This window comes from Kribbella sp. NPDC054772 (assembly GCF_053611945.1).
Genome location: NZ_JBSHBJ010000040.1, coordinates 35,443 through 55,560, shown reverse-complemented (window position 1 = coordinate 55,560; position 20,118 = coordinate 35,443). Strand labels below are relative to the sequence as shown.

At 68.2% G+C, this 20,118-nt stretch carries 15 protein-coding genes; 5 read left to right on the top strand and 10 right to left on the bottom strand.

Annotated elements, in window-relative coordinates:
• Nucleotides 1-31: 31 nt before the first annotated feature.
• The 6 genes from ACWGID_RS36915 to ACWGID_RS36890 form a co-directional block, all read right to left on the bottom strand.
• Nucleotides 32-1,327: a Gfo/Idh/MocA family protein gene (locus ACWGID_RS36915; RefSeq protein ID WP_452204010.1), complete on the bottom strand. Its 1,296-nt coding sequence runs from the start codon at nt 1,325-1,327 to the stop codon at nt 32-34.
• Nucleotides 1,328-1,339: 12 nt separating this feature from the next.
• Nucleotides 1,340-2,170: a carbohydrate ABC transporter permease gene (locus tag ACWGID_RS36910; protein WP_452204009.1), complete on the bottom strand. Its 831-nt coding sequence runs from the start codon at nt 2,168-2,170 to the stop codon at nt 1,340-1,342.
• A 115-nt stretch (nt 2,171-2,285) separates the two neighbouring features.
• Nucleotides 2,286-3,272, bottom strand: a complete 987-nt coding sequence (locus ACWGID_RS36905; RefSeq protein ID WP_452204008.1) for a carbohydrate ABC transporter permease — start codon at nt 3,270-3,272, stop codon at nt 2,286-2,288.
• A gap of 5 nt (nt 3,273-3,277) precedes the next feature.
• Nucleotides 3,278-4,744: an extracellular solute-binding protein gene (locus tag ACWGID_RS36900; protein ID WP_452204007.1), complete on the bottom strand. Its 1,467-nt coding sequence runs from the start codon at nt 4,742-4,744 to the stop codon at nt 3,278-3,280.
• Nucleotides 4,745-4,764: 20 nt separating this feature from the next.
• Complete coding sequence (locus tag ACWGID_RS36895) at nt 4,765-7,875, bottom strand: endo-1,4-beta-xylanase (RefSeq protein WP_452204006.1); 3,111 nt, start codon at nt 7,873-7,875, stop codon at nt 4,765-4,767.
• A 120-nt stretch (nt 7,876-7,995) separates the two neighbouring features.
• Nucleotides 7,996-9,078, bottom strand: coding sequence for a LacI family DNA-binding transcriptional regulator (locus ACWGID_RS36890; RefSeq protein WP_452204005.1), 1,083 nt, complete (start codon nt 9,076-9,078; stop codon nt 7,996-7,998).
• A gap of 231 nt (nt 9,079-9,309) precedes the next feature.
• Between ACWGID_RS36890 and ACWGID_RS36885 the strand changes: the two genes are divergently transcribed.
• Nucleotides 9,310-11,220, top strand: a complete 1,911-nt coding sequence (locus tag ACWGID_RS36885) for an MGH1-like glycoside hydrolase domain-containing protein (RefSeq protein WP_452204004.1) — start codon at nt 9,310-9,312, stop codon at nt 11,218-11,220.
• On the opposite strand, the gene ACWGID_RS36880 is transcribed toward ACWGID_RS36885, so the two are convergent.
• Nucleotides 11,204-11,848, bottom strand: coding sequence for an HAD family hydrolase (locus tag ACWGID_RS36880; protein WP_452204003.1), 645 nt, complete (start codon nt 11,846-11,848; stop codon nt 11,204-11,206). The two genes, ACWGID_RS36885 and ACWGID_RS36880, sit on opposite strands and share 17 nt — an antisense overlap.
• Nucleotides 11,845-13,929, bottom strand: a complete 2,085-nt coding sequence (locus ACWGID_RS36875; RefSeq protein WP_452204002.1) for a DNA gyrase/topoisomerase IV subunit B — start codon at nt 13,927-13,929, stop codon at nt 11,845-11,847. The genes ACWGID_RS36880 and ACWGID_RS36875 overlap by 4 nt, the downstream gene beginning before the upstream one ends.
• Before the next feature lie 392 nt (nt 13,930-14,321).
• Between ACWGID_RS36875 and ACWGID_RS36870 the strand changes: the two genes are divergently transcribed.
• A complete protein-coding gene (locus ACWGID_RS36870; protein ID WP_452204001.1) occupies nt 14,322-14,555 on the top strand; it encodes a DUF7455 domain-containing protein in 234 nt (77 codons plus the stop codon).
• A gap of 108 nt (nt 14,556-14,663) precedes the next feature.
• On the opposite strand, the gene ACWGID_RS36865 is transcribed toward ACWGID_RS36870, so the two are convergent.
• Nucleotides 14,664-16,139 (bottom strand): aminotransferase-like domain-containing protein, encoded by a 1,476-nt coding sequence (locus tag ACWGID_RS36865; RefSeq protein WP_452204000.1) that lies wholly within the window; start codon nt 16,137-16,139, stop codon nt 14,664-14,666.
• Nucleotides 16,140-16,228: 89 nt separating this feature from the next.
• On the opposite strand from ACWGID_RS36865, the gene ACWGID_RS36860 reads away from it, so the two are divergent.
• Nucleotides 16,229-16,855 carry a LysE family translocator gene (locus ACWGID_RS36860; protein ID WP_452203999.1) on the top strand — a complete coding sequence of 209 codons (627 nt, stop codon included), beginning with the start codon at nt 16,229-16,231 and terminating at the stop codon, nt 16,853-16,855.
• Here the strand turns inward: ACWGID_RS36860 and ACWGID_RS36855 are convergent.
• Nucleotides 16,813-18,849 (bottom strand): amylo-alpha-1,6-glucosidase, encoded by a 2,037-nt coding sequence (locus tag ACWGID_RS36855; RefSeq protein ID WP_452203998.1) that lies wholly within the window; start codon nt 18,847-18,849, stop codon nt 16,813-16,815. The two genes, ACWGID_RS36860 and ACWGID_RS36855, sit on opposite strands and share 43 nt — an antisense overlap.
• A 41-nt stretch (nt 18,850-18,890) precedes the next feature.
• Between ACWGID_RS36855 and ACWGID_RS36850 the strand changes: the two genes are divergently transcribed.
• Entirely contained in the window at nt 18,891-19,376 is a 486-nt protein-coding gene (locus tag ACWGID_RS36850) for a DUF456 domain-containing protein (RefSeq protein ID WP_452203997.1), read from the top strand.
• Between the two features lie 107 nt (nt 19,377-19,483).
• Nucleotides 19,484-20,008 carry a hypothetical protein gene (locus tag ACWGID_RS36845; protein WP_452203996.1) on the top strand — a complete coding sequence of 175 codons (525 nt, stop codon included), beginning with the start codon at nt 19,484-19,486 and terminating at the stop codon, nt 20,006-20,008.
• Nucleotides 20,009-20,118 lie beyond the last annotated feature (110 nt).

The window sequence follows — 20,118 nt, the reverse complement described above, 5'->3', positions numbered from 1 at the left end:
CCTCTGAAAGTGATCAGAATTCTGAACACTTTCAGAGGGTGAGGACGTCCGCAGTCTGCACCGGCAGCCCGGTCTCGAACGAGCGGTTCGCCGCGAGCCCGGTGACCAACGCCAGCGAGGCTTGACGCGCGTCGGCGACATCATCACCTACGTCACCCTCGCCGTCCAACAGGGCCGCGAGCACCCGTGCGTCCGCACCGCCATGGCCGGCGTGATCATGGTCGACGGTGTGATCCTCCGGCGCCGCCCACAACGGTCGCAACGTGATGCTCGTCCTACCGGCGGTCGGCGCCGCGACATCGCCGTGCACCCAGCCCTTCGCCGATTCCACCCGTTGATGCGGACGAGTAAATGTCGACTCCTCGACATCGAGTTCCAGGCGCCCGCGCGATCCGTTGAACATCACGCGATAGCCCTCGGCCGGCGAGTACGCCGTCAAGTGGTACGTCATCGTCGCGCCACTGTCGTACGACACCAGCACCGCCATGTCGTCCTCGATTGAAACGCCAGGCCCGAAAACGTTCTGATCCCGGTAGTACCCGTCCTCCCCCTCGGCCTCGAGATACAGCTCGCGCAACGTCGCGTTGTCGGCAAGATGCAACGCGAACGGATCGTCGAGAGCGAGCCCAGATCCGTGTGCACGCAGGTAATCGCGCGCATACCCGTGCTCGTGGCCCGGCCCGTAGAACCCTAGCTGGCCGCGCGCGTAGACCGTCCGCGGCTCGGCGCCCAGCCACCAGTTCACCAGGTCGAAGTGGTGACTGGCCTTGTGCACCATCAACCCACCGGAGTTCGCCTTGTCCCGATGCCATCGCCGGAAGTAGTCCGCGCCATGTGACACGTCGAGCATCCACTCGAAATGCACCGAGTGCACGGCACCGATTGCACCCCCGGCCAGCAATTCCCGCACCCGCCGGTGCACAGGATTGAACCGGTAGTTATAGGCGACCGACAACGAGCCACCCGTCTCCTGCACCGTGTCCAGGATCCTCTGCGCCTTCACCGCATCGGTCGTCATCGGCTTCTCGCTGATCACCCGTACGCCGGCCCTCAACGCGGCCTCGATGTACAGGTCATGCGTCGCGTCCACGCTCGTCACCACGACGAGCTCGATCCGCTCCACCCGGAGCATCTCCTCGAACCGCGCCGGCGGCCACAGATGCGCGGTACGGCGCCCCGCCGCCAGCAGCATGCGGTTGTGGAAGGCCATCCGCACCGAGTTCGGATCGCACAACGCGACCACGTCGTACCCGTCCCGTTTCGCCAGGCCCTCGGTGAAGAGCTGGGCGCGGTTGCCGGTGCCGACGATCGCAGTACGTACAGGCATGTGGTGGTCCCCCTAGGACTTGACCGCGCCGGCCAGGCCGTTGACGAAGAAGCGCTGCAACAGCACGAAGAGCAGGATGATCGGCGCGAGCGTGATGACGGTGCCCGCGCACAGCAGCGTCCACTCGGTCGAGTTCTCGCCGATGAACGCGTACATGCCGATCGCCAGCGTGCGCAGCTCGGGCCGGCCGAGTGTGAACACGAGCGGGATGAAGAAGCTGTTCCAGGCGGTGATCGCAGTGAACAACCCAACGGTGGCGAGCATCGGGCCCGACAGCGGCAGCATGATCCGCGCGAACGTCTGGTGGAAGTTCGCGCCGTCCACCTGGGCGGCGTCCTCGAGTTCCTTGTCGACGGCCATGAAGTAGCCCATAAAAAGGAACGTCCCGAACACCACTCCGCCGGAGGCCTGCACGATGATCACCGCCCACAGGCTGTTCAGCAGATGCAGTCGTTGCATCAGGTCGAAAACCGGGATAATCGTGTATCCGTGCGGCAGGAACAGCGTCGCGGACACCAGCCCCAGGCAGAATCCACGCCCCGGGAACCGTGTCCGGGCGAGCACGTATCCCGCGCAGGACGTGACTACTAAAGTGATCACCACAGTGCCCAAGGTGATCAGTATTGTGTTCATGAAGTACCGGCCGAACGAGGCCTCGCGCCAGGCGTCGAGGTAGTTCGCCCAGAGGAAGTGCGACGGCATCGGGTTCAGCCCGTCGGTGAAGAAGTCGTCGTCGCTCTTCAGCGAACTCCCGAGCGCCCAGAACAGCGGGTACAGCCACGCGAGCCCACTCACCAACAGCGCGACATGCGTCATCGCTGTCACCATCCGCCGGCTGGTCATGGGGCCTCCCGGCCTGGACTGAGGAGCGGAGGGAGCGAAGCGACTGGAGCGACGAGGGAAGGCCGGGAGCAACAGCCCGATGACCCCGCGCGCCGGAGGCGCGCAATTTGTACAGTCACGCGATCCCTCCCGTCCCCCGCCGCTTCGCGAGCGAGCGCAGTACGACGACCTGGACGACGGAGAACCCGATCAGCAGGACGCCGTACACGAACGACGCGGCCGAGGCGAGACCGATGTTCGGCTGTACGGCGTTCGCGTTACTGCCGCCGAACGCCAGGTGGTAGATGTAGGTGTTCACGACCTCGGTCGCGAAGAACGGACCGCCGCTGGTCAGCACCTGCACCAGGTCGAAGATCTGGAACGTCCCGATCACCGCGAGGATCACGATCACCACGCCGACCGCGCGCAACATCGGGATCGTGATGTACCGGAAGGTCGCCAGCCGGCCCGCACCGTCCAGCCGGGCGGCCTCGTACAGCTCGTCCGGGATCGTCTGCAGCCCCGCCAGGAAGTACACGAGGTTGTAGCCGAACGTGTGCCAGATCCCGACCAGAATGATGATCCCGAGCGCGAAGTGCGGATCCCCCAGCCAGTCGATGTGCCTGTCGGTCACGTGCAGCTTCAGCAGCAGGTCGTTGATCGAGTCCCCGAAGTTCGACACGAGCAGCTGGATGACGACACCGATCACCGCCGCGGACGTCACCACCGGCAGGAAGAACAGCGTCCGGTAGAACGACGCGAACCGCAGCTTCTTGTTGTTCAGCACGAGCGCCAGAGCCAGCGCCAGCACCAGCTGGATCGGTACGACGAACGCGGCGTACACGAAGGTGTGTCCGAGCGACCGCCAGAAGATGTTGTCGTGGACGATCTGGCGGAAGTTGTCCAGCCCGACGAAGTCCGACGGGTCGCCGATGCCGTCCCATTTGTAGAACGTGTACCCCAGTGAGGCCACGATCGGGTACACCACGAACACCAGCAGGAGCACCATCATCGGTGCGAGGTACACGTACGACCACAAGTAGGTCCGGCGGCGCGCTCGACGCCGCCCGACCGAGCGCGGTGGCTCGGTGCGGGTGACGTCTTCGCGCACCGTGGTGGTCATCACCATCAGGCGCCCGGCTTGGTCGTGTAGGGCTTGGTCAGATCCCAGTCGGCGAACGTGAAATCCTTCGCGCTCACACCCGGCGCCTTCTTCATCGCATCACCCAGTGCCGCGTTCATCTTGTCCGTCAGTTCGTTCAGCGCGGCCTGCGGATCCTTGACCTGTCCGGTCCAGACGCCCGCGAGCAGGTCGTTGATGTCCGGCTTCACCGCCGGCAGCTGCACGGCCGACACCTTCGAGTTCCGGATCGTCGGCTGCGGACCGACCACGGCGGCTCCCGACATCGCGACGTACTGCGCGAACGGGGCGAAGGTGACGCTCTTCGGGTCGTTGTTCTTCGCGTACACGGACAGGCCCTGGCCCTGCTCGACCCACCGCTTGCCCGCGTCGGGGCTGTACAGCCAGTCGAACCACGCCCACGCCTCGTCGGCGTGCGGCGTCTTCGCGTTCACCGCGACGAACTTGCCACCGGGCGGTCCGTAGAACAGCGCCTTCGGATCACCGGCGGACGGCGTCGGCAGCGTCACCAGGCTGTACTCGGTGAACTTGTGCTTGCTCCACTCCGGCTGGTTCCACACTCCCCCGATGGTCATCCCGAACTTGCCGCGCTCGAAGAACGCCCGCGCCTGCTCGTCCGAGATGCTCATCGAGTTCGGGTAGAACCAGTTCTTGTTCTTCCACTCGAGCAGCAGGTTGATCACGTCGAGGTAGTTCCGGTCGCTGCCGAACGTCCACTTCCCGACGCGGTAGTCCATCCCGTCGATGCCGCCGACGGCCGCGCCGCCCGGCGTACCGGCGCCCCGGACGAACAGATCCAGCCACCAGGCCAGGGTCGTGTTCGTCGAGTTGCCGAAGCCGAACGGCGCGACCTTGCCGCCGCTCTTCGACGCGATCGCGTCGGCGGCGCTCGCGACCTCGTCCCACGTCTTCGGCAGTTTCACGCTGCCGTCCGCGTTGGTCAGGCCGGCGTCCTTGAAGACGCCGTGGTGGATGTAGAGCTGCAGCGACGGGGCCGGCGCGGCGAACGGTGCCGTGTAGACCTTCCCGTCGAAGACGTCGACGCCTTCGACGAAGCTGTTCTCCGGGAACCGGCCCTGCCACGACGAGGTCGCCCACTTGTCCAGCGGCAGCAACCAGTTCTGCGTGATCTGCTGGCTGAGCTGTGGGCTCTTCGGCACCATCAGGATGTCCGGCGCGTTGTCGCTGCGGTACGCCAGCGACACCAGGTCGGCGTACTTGTCGCTGACCTGCGTGGTCTTCTTCACCTCGATCCCCGGGTGAGCCTGCTGGAACAGCTTGATCTCGTTGTCGACCCAGCCGGCCTGACTGGCGTACCAGTCCCAGTAGGTGATGGTCTTTGTGGCCTTCGAGCCTGACGAGTCGTTACCCGACGAGCAGCCGGCGAGCGCGCCCGCACCGGCCAGTGCGGCCGCCCCGCGGAGCAGGGTCCGCCGGGACATGGATGTGGACATGGAAGTTCCTCCAGTGAGTGCTAGGCGCAGGGCGGCGTAGCGGACGATGCGGTCTGGGTCAGTGCGCCGAGCCGCCAGGTGAGCAGAGTGCCGTCCCAGGTCACGGCCACTCGGCGTGGTCGTTGGAAGGGCAGGAACGAGACGGTCTGACCGCGGTCCGACGGGCCGGGGCTGAACGCGTTGTCAGTGCCGACCGGGACCGGGATGTAGTAGTTGTTCGCGTTGGAGTAGCCGAAGTACGCCGTGTAGGTGCCGTCGGCGGTGTTTCGGACGACGCAGGCCGCCGTGGGTTGCACCGGGTTGAAGGCCGTCTCCGCCGGGCCGGTGCCTGGATCGGCAACGGTCTTGGCCTTCGGGGCGAACGAGACGTCGTCCACCAGGACGTCGCCGGCGCCGGTCGTCGTACTGATCCACCACTCGGCTTTGGTGAGGGTGCCGGTCCAGGACACGTTCGTGTCCGCGGCGGAGATCCGTGTCCAGCCGGTGCTGGTGACAGCGGCCGAGCCGAGCCTGATCGTGGTTGATCCGGTCGACGTGGTCAGCTTCAGGCTCACCATTGCGGTGTCCGATCCACTGCTCAGCCGCACCCACGCTGACGAGTCGTACAGACCTCCGTTGACCACAGACACGCCTTGCGCAGGACCGGCCCACGCGGCCTCCCGTGCGCTGGCTGACAGGTCGCCACTACCGGTGTGTGGTGTGGCGGACGCGTTCTTCAGCGTGCAGGTCCCGAGGCAGTACCAGCCGGTGGTCGTCGACTGGTTCTCCAACGAGCTGTTCGCAAGCACCGAAGGAGTCGGCAGCGACGGCGCGACAGTCGGTGGTCCTTGCGCGGGTGGTGGCGTCCCGTCGGTCGGCGTGATCGCCAGGTCATCTAGCGTGCATTCTGGCGTTGACGCACTGGCATTCGACCAGGCGAACGCCTGCACCCACTTCGTCCCGGTCGGTGGCGTGAACGCGGCCAGCTTCTGCGTGTACGCGCGTTCGTCGGCGTACGACAGCACGTACTGGAAGGTCGGCGTACCTGCGGTCGCGCCGCCGCGGACGCCGACGTAGCACTGGGTGCCTCCCCCGTTCAGTCGGCCCCATCCGGACAGCAGGTAGCTCGTGCCGGGCGTCAGGCCGCTCAGATTCTGCGTGACGCCCGAGCCCGGGCTCAGGGAGAGGGCGGTGTGGCCGCTGTGTGCATTCGCGGCGGTCGCCGGACCGGTGCCGAGCGGAGTCCAGCCGCGGGTGCCGCTCTCGAAGTCGCCGTCGCCGATCGGGTTCGGCTGGTCCGTCCGTACGGTCGTCGCGATGCCGTCCGCGATCACCTTCACCGACGCGCCGGCCGTCGTGGGCATCGCCACCTTCACCTGCTTCGAGATGCCGTTCACGGTGACGGTCACCAGGTAGTCACCGAGGAAGCCGCGCGTGCTGTACGCGCCGGCCGCTGTCGTCGTACCGGACGCGCTTGTGTGCCACTGCCGCTTGATCAGGTCCTCCCAGACCAGGCCGTTCGGCTTGGGCGACCAGTCCGCGTTGTAGAGCGCGACTCGCGGGTTGTAGATGTTGTTGGCCCAGATCCCGAAGTTGCTGATCTGGTTGACGTTCGGGTCCGAGAACATCGCGGTCATGAAGTCGCGCGTGTAGTCCGCCTGCAGTTGCAGGTCGTCGGTGTCGACGTCGAACTCGGTGATCGCGACCTTCACCCCGAGCGCCGCGAACTGGTCGACGATCGCCAGCAGTTGATCCGGTGAGGTCAGCTGCAGTCCGTTGAAGTGGCTTTCGAAGCCGACCGCGTCGATCGGCGCTCCGGACGCCTTGAGCGACTGCACGATCGCGTAGTCGTGATCGCGGTGCCGCTTCTCCCAGCCGTTGTTCTCCAGCAGGCCGTAGTCGTTCAGCACCAGCGGTACGTTCGGATCGCCCTGCTTCGCCAGGCGGAACCACGACGCGATCTCGTCCGGCCCGAGGATGTCCTGCAGGTTGTGCTCGGAGTACGGCTCGTTGACCACGTCCCACTCGTCGACGATCCCGGCCAACGCGGACGTCTCGTCCAGGATGTGGTTGTTCACCCGCGTCCGCAGCGCCGCCGGGGTGCTCTGCAGGCCGCTGAGATCGGACGGAAGATTCCCCCAGGACGGCCAGACCAGGTTGTGCCCACGGACCCGCAGCCCGCGCGCACGCATCCACCGCATCGCGGGCAGTGTGATCGCGTCCCGTTCGGTCGGGTTCTCCCAGTGGTTCCACTTCAGATTGTTGCCCAGGGCTCCTTGGTTGAAGACCGTGGAGACCTTGCTCTGGTACTGCGCGAGGTCCGCCGCGCTGATGCCGCTGGACGGATCACCGACCAGCCGCGCGCCGTCCGAGGCCGCGCCGAACTTGAACGCGCTCGTCTGCTGCACCGCGGACACGGTCGCGCCACTCACCGGGTTCCCGGCCGGGTCGACGACCGACACCGCGAGGTTGCCCTTGCGGTACTGGTCGATCCGCGCGTTCGCCGCCGTACGCCAGGCCGCGTTCGCGTCCCGCCCGTCGTACGTCACCTGCGGGTAGCCGGCCGGCGTGCCCGGACCCCAGTCCTGCACCGAGACGCCGGCGATCTGGAACGTCTGCGCGCCGTACCCGAGCCAAAGGTTCAGGTGCGCCGCAGTCGCCGTACCAGCCGTGTACGTTGTCGCGGCGCGGAACGGGAACTCGAACTTCTGCCAGTCCGACCCGTAGAGCAGCGCGGCGTTCATCGACTTCTTGTACGGCGATCCATCGGTCTCGAACACGACATGTGCGTTGCCCGTGGTGGCGCCGGCCGTCGGAACGATCGAGCGCGCCCACAGCGTGGCGACCATCGCGTCACCCTCGTTGACGGTGGCGGACGCGGGTACGCCGAGCGTGATCTCGTACTCGCCGTCGAGACCGGGACTCTGTGGGCCGTTCGGGACCGCGACCTGCAGTGCCTTGGTGAAGTTCGGATTGCCGGTGATCGGGACCTGCGTGGTCGCGTCGGCGGGCAGGCTCTTGAACTCGGTGAAGTTGGCAACGGCGTCGGACGGGAGAACTTCGAACGGGGCGGCCTCGGCGCGTGCGGTGGGCTGGACCGCGATGGCTGCGAGGAGGGCCACGGTCACCCCGGTGGCCAGTTTTCTGAACACTGGACGGTTCCTTCCAGAGGGCGCACGGCAGCGCGGACCGAACGGCAAAGCCGGGGTCCTGACGGGTGTGCTGCTGTGGTCGGACGTGCTCGGGTCGGGCGGGACCGGGATCCGGACGGATCAGGCCTTGGTGGTCTGCGAGCGTCCGCGCGGGGACCGGGTCACGGGCACCGGCCCGCAACTCGCCCGGACGATCAAGCTGGTCGGCATCACGAGTCGCGGCAGCGCCTCATCGGCCGGTTCTTCGTCAGGTACTTCGTCGTTCGGGCCGATCGCGTCCAGGAGCATCTGCGCGGCGCGCTTGCCCATGTCCACGAACGGTTGCTGGATGGTGGTGAGCGGCGGCCGGATCTGAGCTGCCGACTCGATGTCGTCGAAGCCGATCACCGACACGTCCTCCGGAACCCGGAGTCCGGCCTCGGCGGCCGCGGTCATCACGCCGTACGCGGTCACGTCCGAGTGCGCGAAGACCGCGGTCGGGCGCTGGTCCGGTGGCAGCGCGAACAGCTCGCGCGAGCGGGCGCGGATCTGCTCGGGCAGGAAGTCGCCGGGTTTGGTAAGTTCGGGATCGGGCTGGATGCCGGCGGATCGGAGGGCGTCCAGGTAACCGCGGTAGCGGTCCTGGCAGCAGCGGTACAGCATCCGGCCCTGGACACAGGCGATCCGCTCGTGTCCCAGTTGCAGCAGGTGATCCATCGCCGTCAGCGCGCCGTCGTAGTTGTCGGTGGTGACCGAGGGCAGCGCGACATCGGCGTCGATGGTGTTCACCAGGACGACCGGCAGGCCGTCGGAGTGCAGCTGGACGAGCGGCTCGAGCGGTTGTTCGTGGCTGACCACGAGCAGGCCGGAGACCATGCTCGCGGTGAGGATCCGGTCGATCAGCGACCCGTAGTCGCGGTCGTTGGTCGCGGTGTAGAGGATGATGTCGAACCCGCTGCGCTCGGTCACGGCCGCCACCCCGATGTTGATCGAGGCAACCATGTGCCAGGACAGCCCGGGCACGACCATGCCGATCAGCCGGGTACTGCCCTTGGCCAGCGCGGTCGCCGCGAAGCTCGGGACGTACCGGTTCCGCCGCATCACCGCGAGCACGTGCCGGCGGGTGGCGGGGTCGACCTTCGGGCTGTTGTTCAGCACCAGCGAGACCGTCGACTTCGACACACCGGCCAGCGCCGCGATGTCACGAATCGTCAGTTTCGCCATCCTGCGGATCCTTCGGCTCGGCCCGTTGGACTGGTCCAACGAGGTAGTGCACCGGAACGTAACAGCGGCCTGGTACGCCGTCAACACTTGGAGCGAAAACGGTTTCCAGCCGAGGCATTGCGCTGATCGGCGTCCCCGTGCCACGATCCTCGCACCGTGTTGGACCGGTCCTACGCAGGCCGGGATCACCTGCCGGGACCGGTCCGGCACGCCCTTTCAGGAAGGCCGCCCATGCCGCCCTATGCCCTCGACGACTTCGCGTTCGACCTGCGCCGCGCCGCACCACCCGCTGAGATCTGGGTGCGCAGCGGCACGGGAACCGTCAGCCAGCTCGCCGGCACCGTGTGCGGAGTCGGCGGCTGGTTCGCTCCCCCACTGGCCGCGCCCGACAGCCGGCTGACATTCACCTTCGAGCTCGACGGCCGCAATGTCGTCGACGCTGCCCGGCCCGGCGCGGGCAATCGCGGCATCCTTCCCACCGGCGGCACTTGGTACCCGGACCGCCTCGCTCGCACCGGCAGCTACCACCACTACGCAGACGGCCGACTAACCTCGTTCACCGTCGAGTCCACCCTCACCCCACATCACGGCGCGGCCGGCTACAGCCTGACTCTCAAGCTCACCAACCGCTCCGCCAACGCCCACCAGCTCGCGGTCCACCCCGAGCTCACTCCGAACCAGCCCCACCATGTCCCACTGTCAGAGTGGGGTTGGGTGCCGCCGGGTGATGCGGGCCCATCCCATCGGATTGCACTCGAGCACGACGAGCTGACCGGGACGCTGCCGCCGTACGGCGAACTCGCCTTCACGCTGGCCGTCGGGCACCCCGCCGAGTCGGCCCCAACAGACGTACTGCACCGGCTTCCCGTCCTCACCTCCGACATCCCCGGCCTCGAGGAGTACTACCGCCGCTCGCTCGCCAGCGGTCTGATGTGTCTCTGGGACCACCCGGATTTCGTCACCCAGCCCTTCGTCGCCACCTCCGGCCTGGACGGCGGTGCGCTGTGCGCGTACGCCTGGGACACCGGCGGCTACGCACCGAACCTCCTCAGCCTGATGCTCGGCGACAGCATCCTCGACATCATCAACTCGTTCCTCGACGCCGACCTCACCGACCGCTACGCGATCGCGCCCGACGGCACCGGCCTCGGCGTCGCGTACGCCTACAGCGGCTCGTCCCTCGTCACCCTCACCCGCGCCGCCGCCGCGCACCATCACCTCGACGCGAGTCTGGTCAGCCGCCTGTACGACGTACTTACCGCCCTCGACAAACGGTTTCGCCCCGACGAGCAGAGCGGCGTACTCCGGGACTATGGCGATCAGAGCAACCTGCTCGAGATGCGAAGCTCCGGCTGGGAGCACGTCGTCGCCAGCCCCAACGCGGAACGGGCCTGGGCCCTCGAAACCCTCGCGGATCTGTCCGACCTCACCAACGCGGGGCTACCCGTCGACGAACTCCGAACGTCCGCGCGCCAGATCCGCGACGAGCTGATCAAGCAACTCTGGGACCCGACCGCCGGCTGGTTCCGCAGCCGCTATCCCGATGGTCACACCGAGCTGGCGTATTCGATCCAGGCGTACGACGCCCTCACCGCCTGCCCACCCGACATCGCGGCCGCGCTCCTCACCCATCTGCGACCAGGCGCGTTCCTGGGCGAGTACGGCGTGAGCAGCGTCAGCGCCGAGGACGACCTGCACTACGAGACCGCCGACATCGACTGGTCCGGATCCGGCGCCTACACGGGCGAGGCACCGCAACTCGCACTCACCCTCTGGGAACACGGCGAACCGGACCTGGCCTGGGACGTTCTGCGCCGACTGTTCTGGATGGGCAAGCACTACCCGTACTTCCCCCAGGACCACTACTGCGACAAGCCCGGCGCCCCCGCCTCCGGCCGCCGCATCAACATCATCGCCGGCCTCACCGGCGCCGAAGCGATCCTCCACGGCCTGGCCGGCATCCGCCCGCGCCCCGACGGCTCACTCGACATCACCCCGCAACCGATCCCCGACGGCACGATCGAGATCACCAACTACACCCACCGAGGCCACGCGATCGACGTCGCGATCACACCAGGCGGTACGACGATCACCGTCGACGGCCACGCCGTACCGGCAGGTCAGGTCATCCCGCCAAGATGACCGGGAACGCCTCCAGCACCGAGTCGAAGTGATGGTCCGCGACCGGCGTCTCGTCCTGATGGTGCTGCCCGATCCGGATCGTCCGCAGCCCCGCGGCGATCCCGCCGGCGATGTCGTACGCCGGGTGGTCGCCCACCATCCACCCGCCGTCGAGGGTCGCCCCGGTGTGTTCCGCGGCGAGCTCGAAGATCCGCCGGTCGGGCTTGCGGACGCCGACGGTCCCGGAGACGCAGGCGTAATCGACCGCGCGCGCGAGCAGCGTGTACTCCAGCTTCAGGTCCTGCTGGAGGGTCTCGCCGTTCGTCACCACCGCGACCCGCCAGCCTGCCGCACGCAGCTCGGCCAGCCCGTCGAGCACGGCGGGCCGCACCCAGGTGAACAACGGATGTTCCTCGTTGTAGTACGCCACCAGATCGTCGACCGGAGTCGTGAGCTCGAACCGCGCCCGCGCCATCTCGAACAGCTCTGCCCGCGGCCGGTACCCACCGTTGTCATGAGCAACGAACCACTCGAGCGCAGACTCGTCCAGGTGGTTCACGTCCACCCACCACCGGGCCCACCTCAGGAAGGCCCCGTTGCGATCGATCAACGTGTTGTCCAGATCGAAGCACGCCAGCCGCGGACTCATACGTCGATGCGGTTCTCGTCCAGTTCGTAGGCGCCCTGGACCAGGAACTCCTTGCGGGGAGCGACGTCGTTGCCCATGAGCAGGTCGAAGACCTTCGCCGCGTCCTCGCCGTCGTCGACCGTGATCCGGCGCAGCGTGCGGTGCCGCGGGTCCATGGTGGTTTCGGCCAGCTGGTCGGCGTCCATCTCACCGAGACCCTTGTAACGCTGCGGGGGCTCCTTCCAGCGGACGCCCTTCTTCATCAGCTCGGCGGTCTTCCGCTGGTACTCCGCGTCGCTGTAGGTGTACAGGTACTTGTCCTGCCCCTTCTTCGGGTTCGTCAGCTCGAACCGGTGCAGCGGCGGTACGGCGGTGTAGACCCGCCCGGCCTCGACCAGCGGACGCATGTACCGGAAGAACAGCGTGGCGAGCAGGCAGCGGATGTGGGCGCCGTCGGAGTCGGCGTCGGCCATGAAGATGATCTTGCCGTACCGCGCCTGCTCGAGGTCGAACGTCCGGCCGGAGCCGGCACCCACGACCTGGATGATCGAGGCGCACTCGGCGTTCTTCAGCATGTCGCCGACCGACGCCTTCTGCACGTTCAGGATCTTGCCCCGGATCGGCAGCAGCGCCTGGAACTCCGAGCTCCGCGCGAGCTTCGCCGTACCGAGGGCCGAATCACCCTCGACGATGAACAGCTCGGAGCGGTCGACGTCGTTGCTGCGGCAGTCGGCCAGCTTGGCCGGCAGCGCCGACGATTCCAGCGCGGTCTTGCGGCGCTGCAGCTCGCGGTGCTGGCGGGCGGCGACGCGCGTCCGGGACGCGGCCACCACCTTCTCCAGCACGGCCCGCGCCTGCGCCTTGAACTCACGCTTGGTCGACGTCAGGAACGACTCGAGCTCGGTCTGCACGACCTTCGCGACGATCCGCGAGGCGGCCGGCGTCCCGAGGACTTCCTTGGTCTGCCCGTCGAACTGCGGCTCCGCGAGCCGCACGGTGACAACGGCGGTCATGCCTTCGAGGACATCGTCCTTGATGACCTCCTCGCCGTTCTTCAGCAGCCGGGTGCCGTCGAGGGCGTTCGTGAAGCTCTTCGACAGCGCGCGCTCGAAGCCGGCCACGTGCGTGCCGCCCTTCGGCGTGGCGACGATGTTCACGAACGAGCGCAGCTCGGTCTCGTACCCGTCGCCCCAACGGACCGCGATGTCAACGTCGAGGTCGCGCTCGACGTCAGTCGGGGTCATGTGACCGGCGTCGTCCAGCATCGGGACGGTCTCGGTGAAGTGTCCGGTGCCGGCCAGCCGCACGACGTCGGTGACCTTCTGGTCGGTCGCCAGGAAGTCGCAGAACTCGCTGATCCCGCCCTCGTGCTTGAAGGTCTCCTCGGTGGCCTCGTCGCCGCGCTCGTCGCGGATCACCAGCTCGAGCCCTGGCACCAGGAACGACGTCTGCCGCGCCCGGGTGACCAGCTCGTCGTAGTTGAAGGTGGCGTCCTTGGTGAAGATCTGCCGGTCGGCCCAGTAACGGATCCGGGTGCCGGTGACACCCTTCTTCGCCCGGCCGGCCTTGCGCAGGCCCTTCGCCGGCGTGAACGACGCGGCCGCGCCGTCGCCGTCGAACTCACCAGCCACACCACGCCGGAACGAAGTGGTCCAGACCGTGCTGCCACGGTCGACCTCGACGTCGAGGCGCGCGGACAGCGCGTTCACCACCGAGGCGCCGACACCGTGCAGACCACCGGACGCGTTGTAGGAGCCGCCGCCGAACTTGCCGCCGGCGTGCAGCTTGGTGAAGACGACCTCGACACCACTCAGCTTCGTCTTCGGCTCGATGTCCACCGGGATGCCGCGGGCGCGGTCCTTCACCTCGACCGAGCCGTCTTTGTAGAGCACGACGTCGATCCGCTCGCCGTGGCCGGCCAGGGCCTCGTCGACGGCGTTGTCGATGATCTCCCACAGGCAGTGCATCAGGCCGCGGCTGTCGGTGGACCCGATGTACATGCCGGGGCGCTTCCGGACCGCCTCCAGACCTTCGAGGACGAGCAGGTTGCGGGCGTTGTACGTCGGGTCGAGCTCGGTACTGCGAGGCGTCGGGGCGGCCACTTGGCTCCTTCACTGGTTCACGCACTGACTAGGGACAGAGTATGCGGCCCCACCCCCAAAACGCCGCAGGCGGGCCCAGCGGCCGCATCCGGCCGGGTACCGGAAATCCGTGTCGCGACAGGTATCGATCTGGACTCGATTCCGAGTGGTGTACGACACTCCGAGAGCCAGCACACGGTGACGGTTTCATGGCGCACAGTGAGAGAAGGAGCACCCCGCCTCCGTAGCTCACCAGAAATTCGCCCGTCGACGAAACGATTCCGCGTCAGCAAGCGTCATAGCAAGACAGGTGGTTCGTCTCACATACGGACACGTTGACCGCACCGGGAAGCGATCCGCATGTCAGGATGTTGCTATCTGGTGTGTACGGAACTAGATGAGATGAGGCCTCAATGACTACAGCACTCGCCCCGAGTTCGGCCCTGTCGGCCGCGGATCGTTGTGACCGCTGCGGTGCGCAGGCCTACGTCCGAGTCACCCTGACCAGCGGTGGGGAGCTGCTTTTCTGCGCCCACCACGGCCGGGAGCACTCGGAGAAGCTGCGCGACATCGCGATCACGATCCACGACGAGACCGGTCGGCTCGAAGCCACCCCGACGATCTCCGCGGAAGACGAGAAGCGGTAAGCACCAGGCTGTTCCAAACGCGCCAACGACGGCGCCAAAGTCATAGCAGGCCGCGACGGCGGTTCACTCGGGAGAGTGGACCGCCGTCCCTTCTTGTGCCCAGATTCCTTACATGACAGGTACGTCGGGCCCGGGACCGTGCCGGCGGAGCTCCTGCCAGGCCCGCGCGAGCCGGGTGACTGCATCGTCAAGCACTTGCTCCGAGTAAGCGAACGGAACCCGTAGGTAGTCGTCGTGTTCGCCGGTCGGATCCATCGCCTGACCCGCCACCACCTCGACGCCGTGCCGCAACGCGACCTGGGCGAACACCCGCGCGTCCGTGTCCGGCAGCCGGATCCACAGCGCGGACCCACCGACCGGCGGCGACCATTCCCACTCCGGCAGCCGGTCCGACAGCAACTCCCCCATCAGCGCTTTCCGCACGGTCGCCGAGCGGGCCCGCGCCGCCGTCAGCTCGCCGAGCCGCGGCAGCAGCCGGGCGGTCAGTGCCTGATCGATCACCGGACTCCCGAGATCGGCGAGCGCCTTGTGCCGCGCCAACCGTTCCGCCAACGGACGCGAGGCCCGGATCCAGCCGATCCGCAGTCCACCCCAGACGGCCTTCGACACCGATCCGATCGTCAGCACCTCCGCATCGTCCGGCGCGTACGCCGCCAACGGGGGCGGAATCTCCGGGCCGGACGGATCCCACGCCGAGTACGCGTTGTCCTCCACCACCACGACCCCGTGCCGCGCCGCCAGCTCCGCGACCTGGCGCCGCCGGTTCGCCGACATCAACCGTCCCGTCGGATTGTGGAACGTCGGCATCACGAACAACATCGCCGGTTGATGCGCCGCGAACGCCGCCTCCAACAGATCCGGCCGGATCCCCGCGTCATCCAGCGGTACGCCGACCACTCGCCCACCGGCCGCCCCGAACAGGTCGAAACACCCCGGCCAACTCGGCTGCTCGATCGCCACCGCCGCGCCGTTGCGCAGGTACATCTGAGTCACCAGCGCGATCGCCTGATGCGCGCCGGTCGTGACCACGATCTCGTCCGCGGACGTCGGCAGACCGGACTCGGTGAAGTGCTCCGCGATCCGCTCGCGCAGCACCGGCAGCCCCCGCGGGTGGTACCCGACGTCGCCGAGCAGCGCCGGCAGATCGCTCGACGCGAGATCGATCAACTCCTCGGAGAGCTCGGGCAGGCCGGGATCGACGGCGTACGTGAGGGAGATGACCTCGCCCGGGCCGACCGTGATCCGGTGGAACAGCGACTCGCCGTACCCGGCGGGCATCCGCTTGTCCGCTCGTGAACGGCCGCGTCCGGCCGCGCGTGCGACCGTCGTACCGCTGCCGCGACGGCTCTCGACCAGGCCGCGGGCGCGCAGTTCGTCGTACGCCGCGACGACCGTGGATCGACTGATCGCCAGGGACTCGGCCAGCCGGCGCTCGGACGGGAGGCGGGCGCCGACCGGGAGCTCGGCGGAGCCGATCAGCGCGGCGATCTCGTCCGCGAGGCGCCGGTACAGGCCGCCGGTGCGGCCGCTCAGTCGATGACCGATCAGGTCGGCCAGTCCGGCGGCGTCCGTAAAACGGTCCACTTCTCCTCTTATTGGCTCGGGTGGACTGCTTCTGCCGCCGCCAGGCTAGTACCGCCAAGCAGTCCAGTTCGACAGGGAGCGAGTACGGAATGGGGATCGGTCAGGTGCTGGGGTTCGCCGGCGCGACGGTGGTGCTGGTCGGGATACCGGGGCCGAACAACCTCTACATCTCGCTCCGCAGTCTCACCCAGGGCCGCCGCGCGGGCGTGGTGTCCGCGCTGGCGGTCGAGACCGGCACGCTGGTCTACATCGTCGTGACCGCGCTCGGCCTCGCCGCGCTCGTCCAGACCTCGCCGCCCCTCTTCACCGCCATCACGGTCGCCGGCGCGCTCTACCTCGCCTACCTCGGCCTCACGCTCCTCAAGGCACCGACCACCGAGCAGTCCAGTGGCGTCCAGGCAGCACCGCTCGGCCGGGTTTTTCGCGACGGCGTCGTGGTGAACCTGCTCAACCCGAAGGCCGCGTTGTTCTTCCTGGCCTTCCTCCCGCAGTTCACCACGCGCGGCGCCGGCCCCGTCCAGCTCCGCACCGAAATGCTGCTCCTCGGCGCCGGCACCTTGCTGATCGGCATCACCCTCGACCTCTGTTACGCCGTCGGCGCGGACGCGATCGGACGCCGCTTCAGCTCGGTCCGGACCACGAACCGACGGCGCAACGTGGTGGTCGCGGTGATCTACCTGGGGCTGTCCGCGGTCGCGTTGGTCACCGCACTCTGAACCGCACTCTGAACCGCACTCTGGGGCGCGTCCAGAATCGTCAGCTCGCCATCCTCCAACCGCACCGACAGCGTCTGGTCGCCGAGCCGCAGCCCACGGATCTCGAGCACCTTCCACGGCACCGACTCCGCCGGGTTCAGCACCAGCGTGCCACCGGGTACGTCGGGCTCGATCCCGAGCGCCGCGACCAGAACCGCCACGGCCGAGGCCGCGGCCCACGCCTGCGGCCGGCACGACAGCGGGTACGGCGTCGGCGTACTCTCCGCGCCCGTCCCGCGCCCGCCGTACAGCTCGGGCAGCCGGTAGCCGAACGCCTCCGCGGCCCGGACCAGACCCTCGACGTACGACGACGCGACCTCGGACTCGCCGGTCGCGAACAGGCCCTGCACCGTCATCGCGGTGTCGTGCGGCCAGACGCTGCCGGTGTGATAGCCGAGCGGGTTGAAGCGGGTCATTGCCGTGGACAACGTTCGGAGGCCGAAGCCGCTGTTCAGGTCGGCGCCGGCCAGCACCTCGGCGACCGTCGCCTCCTCGTCCGCGTCGAGCAGGCCGGTGCCGAGCAGGTGACCCATGTTCGAGGCACGGCCGGGGACCGGGTTCTTCGCGCCGTCGAGGGCGATCGCCGGGTAGCCGTCGACCCAGAACGTCTTCCGGAACCGCTCCTGCAGCGCGGCCGCCCACTCCTGCCACTCGTCGCCGGACTCACCGTGCGCCTCGAGCAGCTCGGCGCCCTGGACCGCGGCCGCGTAGGCGTAGCCCTGCACCTCGCAGAGCGCGATCGGCGCCGTCGCGAGCGTCCCGTCCGGCCACTGCACCGCGTCGTTCGAGTCCTTCCAGCCCTGGTTCGCGAGGCCATGACCCGACTCGTCGACGTACTCCAGGAAACCGTCGCCGTCCGGGTCGGCGTACTCCTTCATCCAGGACAGCGCACGCTGCAGGTTCGGGAGCAGGGCGCGGACCTCGTCGGCCGGCATTCCCCAGCGCCAGGCCTTGTGCAGGGTCGTGATCCACAACTGGGTCGCGTCGTGCGTTCCGTAGTACACGGCCGGGAGGATGAGACCGCCACCGTGGTCGGCGACCTCGGCGCGCAGTTCGTGCGGGATCTTGCCCGGCTGCTCGGCCGACTCGGCGTCGACCTTCGTGCCCTGTCGCGCGGCCAGGGCGCGCAACGTGCCCGCGGCCAGACTCGGGTCGACCGGGATCAGCATGCCCGAGGAGATCAGCGAGTCCCGGCCGAAGAGCGTCAGGTACCACGGCGGTCCGGCGCCGAGGTACCGGTCATCGCCGGCCGCGAGCTGCAGGGCGAGGACATCCCTGAGCGATCGGTCGAACCAGCGCTCGACCCGCTTGTCGTCGCAGGACACGCCGACGTCGTACGGCGTGCGCTCGGCGGGCGGCTCGATCGAGAAGCCGGTGGTGGACGGCGGGAAGTCGGCCGTGACGTGCAGCGTGAGCGTGAACTCCTCCCCCGGCTCGACGCGCGGTGTCGCCGACACGCCCGGTTCGGCGGTCACCACGACCCGGGTGCCGGCGCTCTCCCAGCGGGTGCGACCGGGGCCGTCCGGGAGTGGCGCGAGCTGCGGCAGGCTGGTGGCCGCGCCGCTACGCACTGCTGCGGTGCCCGCGAGATCGGTGCCCAGGGCAACTTCCAGCCGGCATTCGATCGCCTCCCGGGACCGGTTCACCAGCGTGATCTGCTCGGTGAGGCCGTCGGAGGCGACCGTCCGCGTCCGGTACAGCATCACGGTCGGGTCGTGGCGGGTGTCGCCGAGCCCCTCGACCGTCGCGACGTACTGATGAGTGGCCGCGTCCCGTTCGTCCACGTGCACCGGGACCGGTTCGCGGCCGTCGATCGTGACGACCATCCGGGACAGGATGCGGCGGTCCCGGGCGTAGACGCCCTCCGCGCCGGAGCCGGTGAGCTGACCGGAGCGCGGCGAGAGGACCACCCAGGGAGCGGCGAGGGCAGTGACCAGTTCGTGCAGCTGCGACATGTCCCCACCCTAAAGGTCCGGGGATGCGAGACAGTGTCGGTGTGGAGACTGGAGTGACCGTACTTGCCGGAGTGGCGATCTTCGTCGGCATCATCGGGATCGTCGTCCCGATCCTGCCCGGGGCGATCCTCAGCCTCGCGGCGATCCTGGTCTGGGCGATCGTGGTGCACAGTCCGGCCGGCTGGATCGTGTTCGCGATCTGCGGGGTGCTGATCGGTGCGAGTCAGGTGGTGAAGTACGTCGTACCGGAGCGGCGGCTGCGCGAGGCCGGCGTACCCCGGCGGTCGATGTTCTTCGGGGTCGTGCTCGGGATCGTCGGGTTCTTCCTGATCCCGGTGGTGGGCATGTTCATCGGCTTCCCGATCGGTGTCTACCTGTCCGAGGCGCAGCGACTGCGGACGCACGGGGACGCGTGGCGGTCGACCAAGCACGCGCTGCGCGAGACCGGCGTGTCGATCCTGATCGAGCTGCTCGGCACGTCACTGGCCGCCGGCGTCTGGCTGAGCGCCGTACTGTTCGTGGTCTGATTGCCAGCGATTTTCCAGCGCTGCCCGAGGGCCGTGCCAGGTCTGCCCAGAACGGTGGAAGGACCAGTGCCGGGCACCTCCTGGCACGCAACGGAAGGCACTGCAGGATGGCGTTGCATCAGAAACTCATCGACAACCGCTGGCGGGCGGCCGGCACGATCGCCGCGGTCGCGGCGACCACGGTTGGCGGTGGCGTCGCGTTCGCGGCCACCGGGGACAACACCACTCCGTCCCCATCGACCTCGACGTCACAGGCCCCTGATCACGACAAGGGACCGCAGGACGGGATGTTCGACGCGTTGCACGGCGAGTTCGTGACCGCGAAGGACGGCGGCGGGTACCAGACCGTCGCCACCCAGACCGGTTCGGTGACCGCGGTCAGCAGTACGTCGATCACGGTGAAGAGCGCCGACGGCTACACCCGCACGTACGTCGTCAACTCGGGCACGAAGGTGAACCGGGACGGGAAGATCGCCTCGATCAAGACCGGCGCGTCGGTCCGGATCCGCGCGGTGGTCAGCGGAACCACCGCCACGGCCAGCGCGATCGACGACGGCAGCAACCGCCCCGCAGGCGGACCTCCCAACGGTCAGCCGAACGGTCAGAAGCCGAGCGAGAGCACCCCGAAGTAGCCCGGCCACGATCCGTTTGAGGGGCCGGCCCACACACCCAGGGGGGGGGGGCGGGCCCAACCCCACCAGAGGGGGTGGGGGGGCGCGGGGCGCCGGGGGGGGGGGCAGGA

What these genes read in the sequence shown, in the direction of transcription:
- ACWGID_RS36910 (WP_452204009.1), bottom strand. Translation starts at nt 2,170, where the DNA reads ATGACCAGCCGGCGGATGGTGACAGCGATGACGCATGTCGCGCTGTTG.
- ACWGID_RS36885 (WP_452204004.1), top strand. Translation starts at nt 9,310, where the DNA reads ATGCCGCCCTATGCCCTCGACGACTTCGCGTTCGACCTGCGCCGCGCC.
- ACWGID_RS36855 (WP_452203998.1), bottom strand. Translation starts at nt 18,849, where the DNA reads ATGTCGCAGCTGCACGAACTGGTCACTGCCCTCGCCGCTCCCTGGGTG.
- ACWGID_RS36890 (WP_452204005.1), bottom strand. Translation starts at nt 9,078, where the DNA reads ATGGCGAAACTGACGATTCGTGACATCGCGGCGCTGGCCGGTGTGTCG.
- ACWGID_RS36860 (WP_452203999.1), top strand. Translation starts at nt 16,229, where the DNA reads ATGGGGATCGGTCAGGTGCTGGGGTTCGCCGGCGCGACGGTGGTGCTG.
- ACWGID_RS36845 (WP_452203996.1), top strand. Translation starts at nt 19,484, where the DNA reads ATGGCGTTGCATCAGAAACTCATCGACAACCGCTGGCGGGCGGCCGGC.
- ACWGID_RS36900 (WP_452204007.1), bottom strand. Translation starts at nt 4,744, where the DNA reads ATGTCCACATCCATGTCCCGGCGGACCCTGCTCCGCGGGGCGGCCGCA.
- ACWGID_RS36905 (WP_452204008.1), bottom strand. Translation starts at nt 3,272, where the DNA reads ATGACCACCACGGTGCGCGAAGACGTCACCCGCACCGAGCCACCGCGC.
- ACWGID_RS36915 (WP_452204010.1), bottom strand. Translation starts at nt 1,327, where the DNA reads ATGCCTGTACGTACTGCGATCGTCGGCACCGGCAACCGCGCCCAGCTC.
- ACWGID_RS36880 (WP_452204003.1), bottom strand. Translation starts at nt 11,848, where the DNA reads ATGAGTCCGCGGCTGGCGTGCTTCGATCTGGACAACACGTTGATCGAT.
- ACWGID_RS36870 (WP_452204001.1), top strand. Translation starts at nt 14,322, where the DNA reads ATGACTACAGCACTCGCCCCGAGTTCGGCCCTGTCGGCCGCGGATCGT.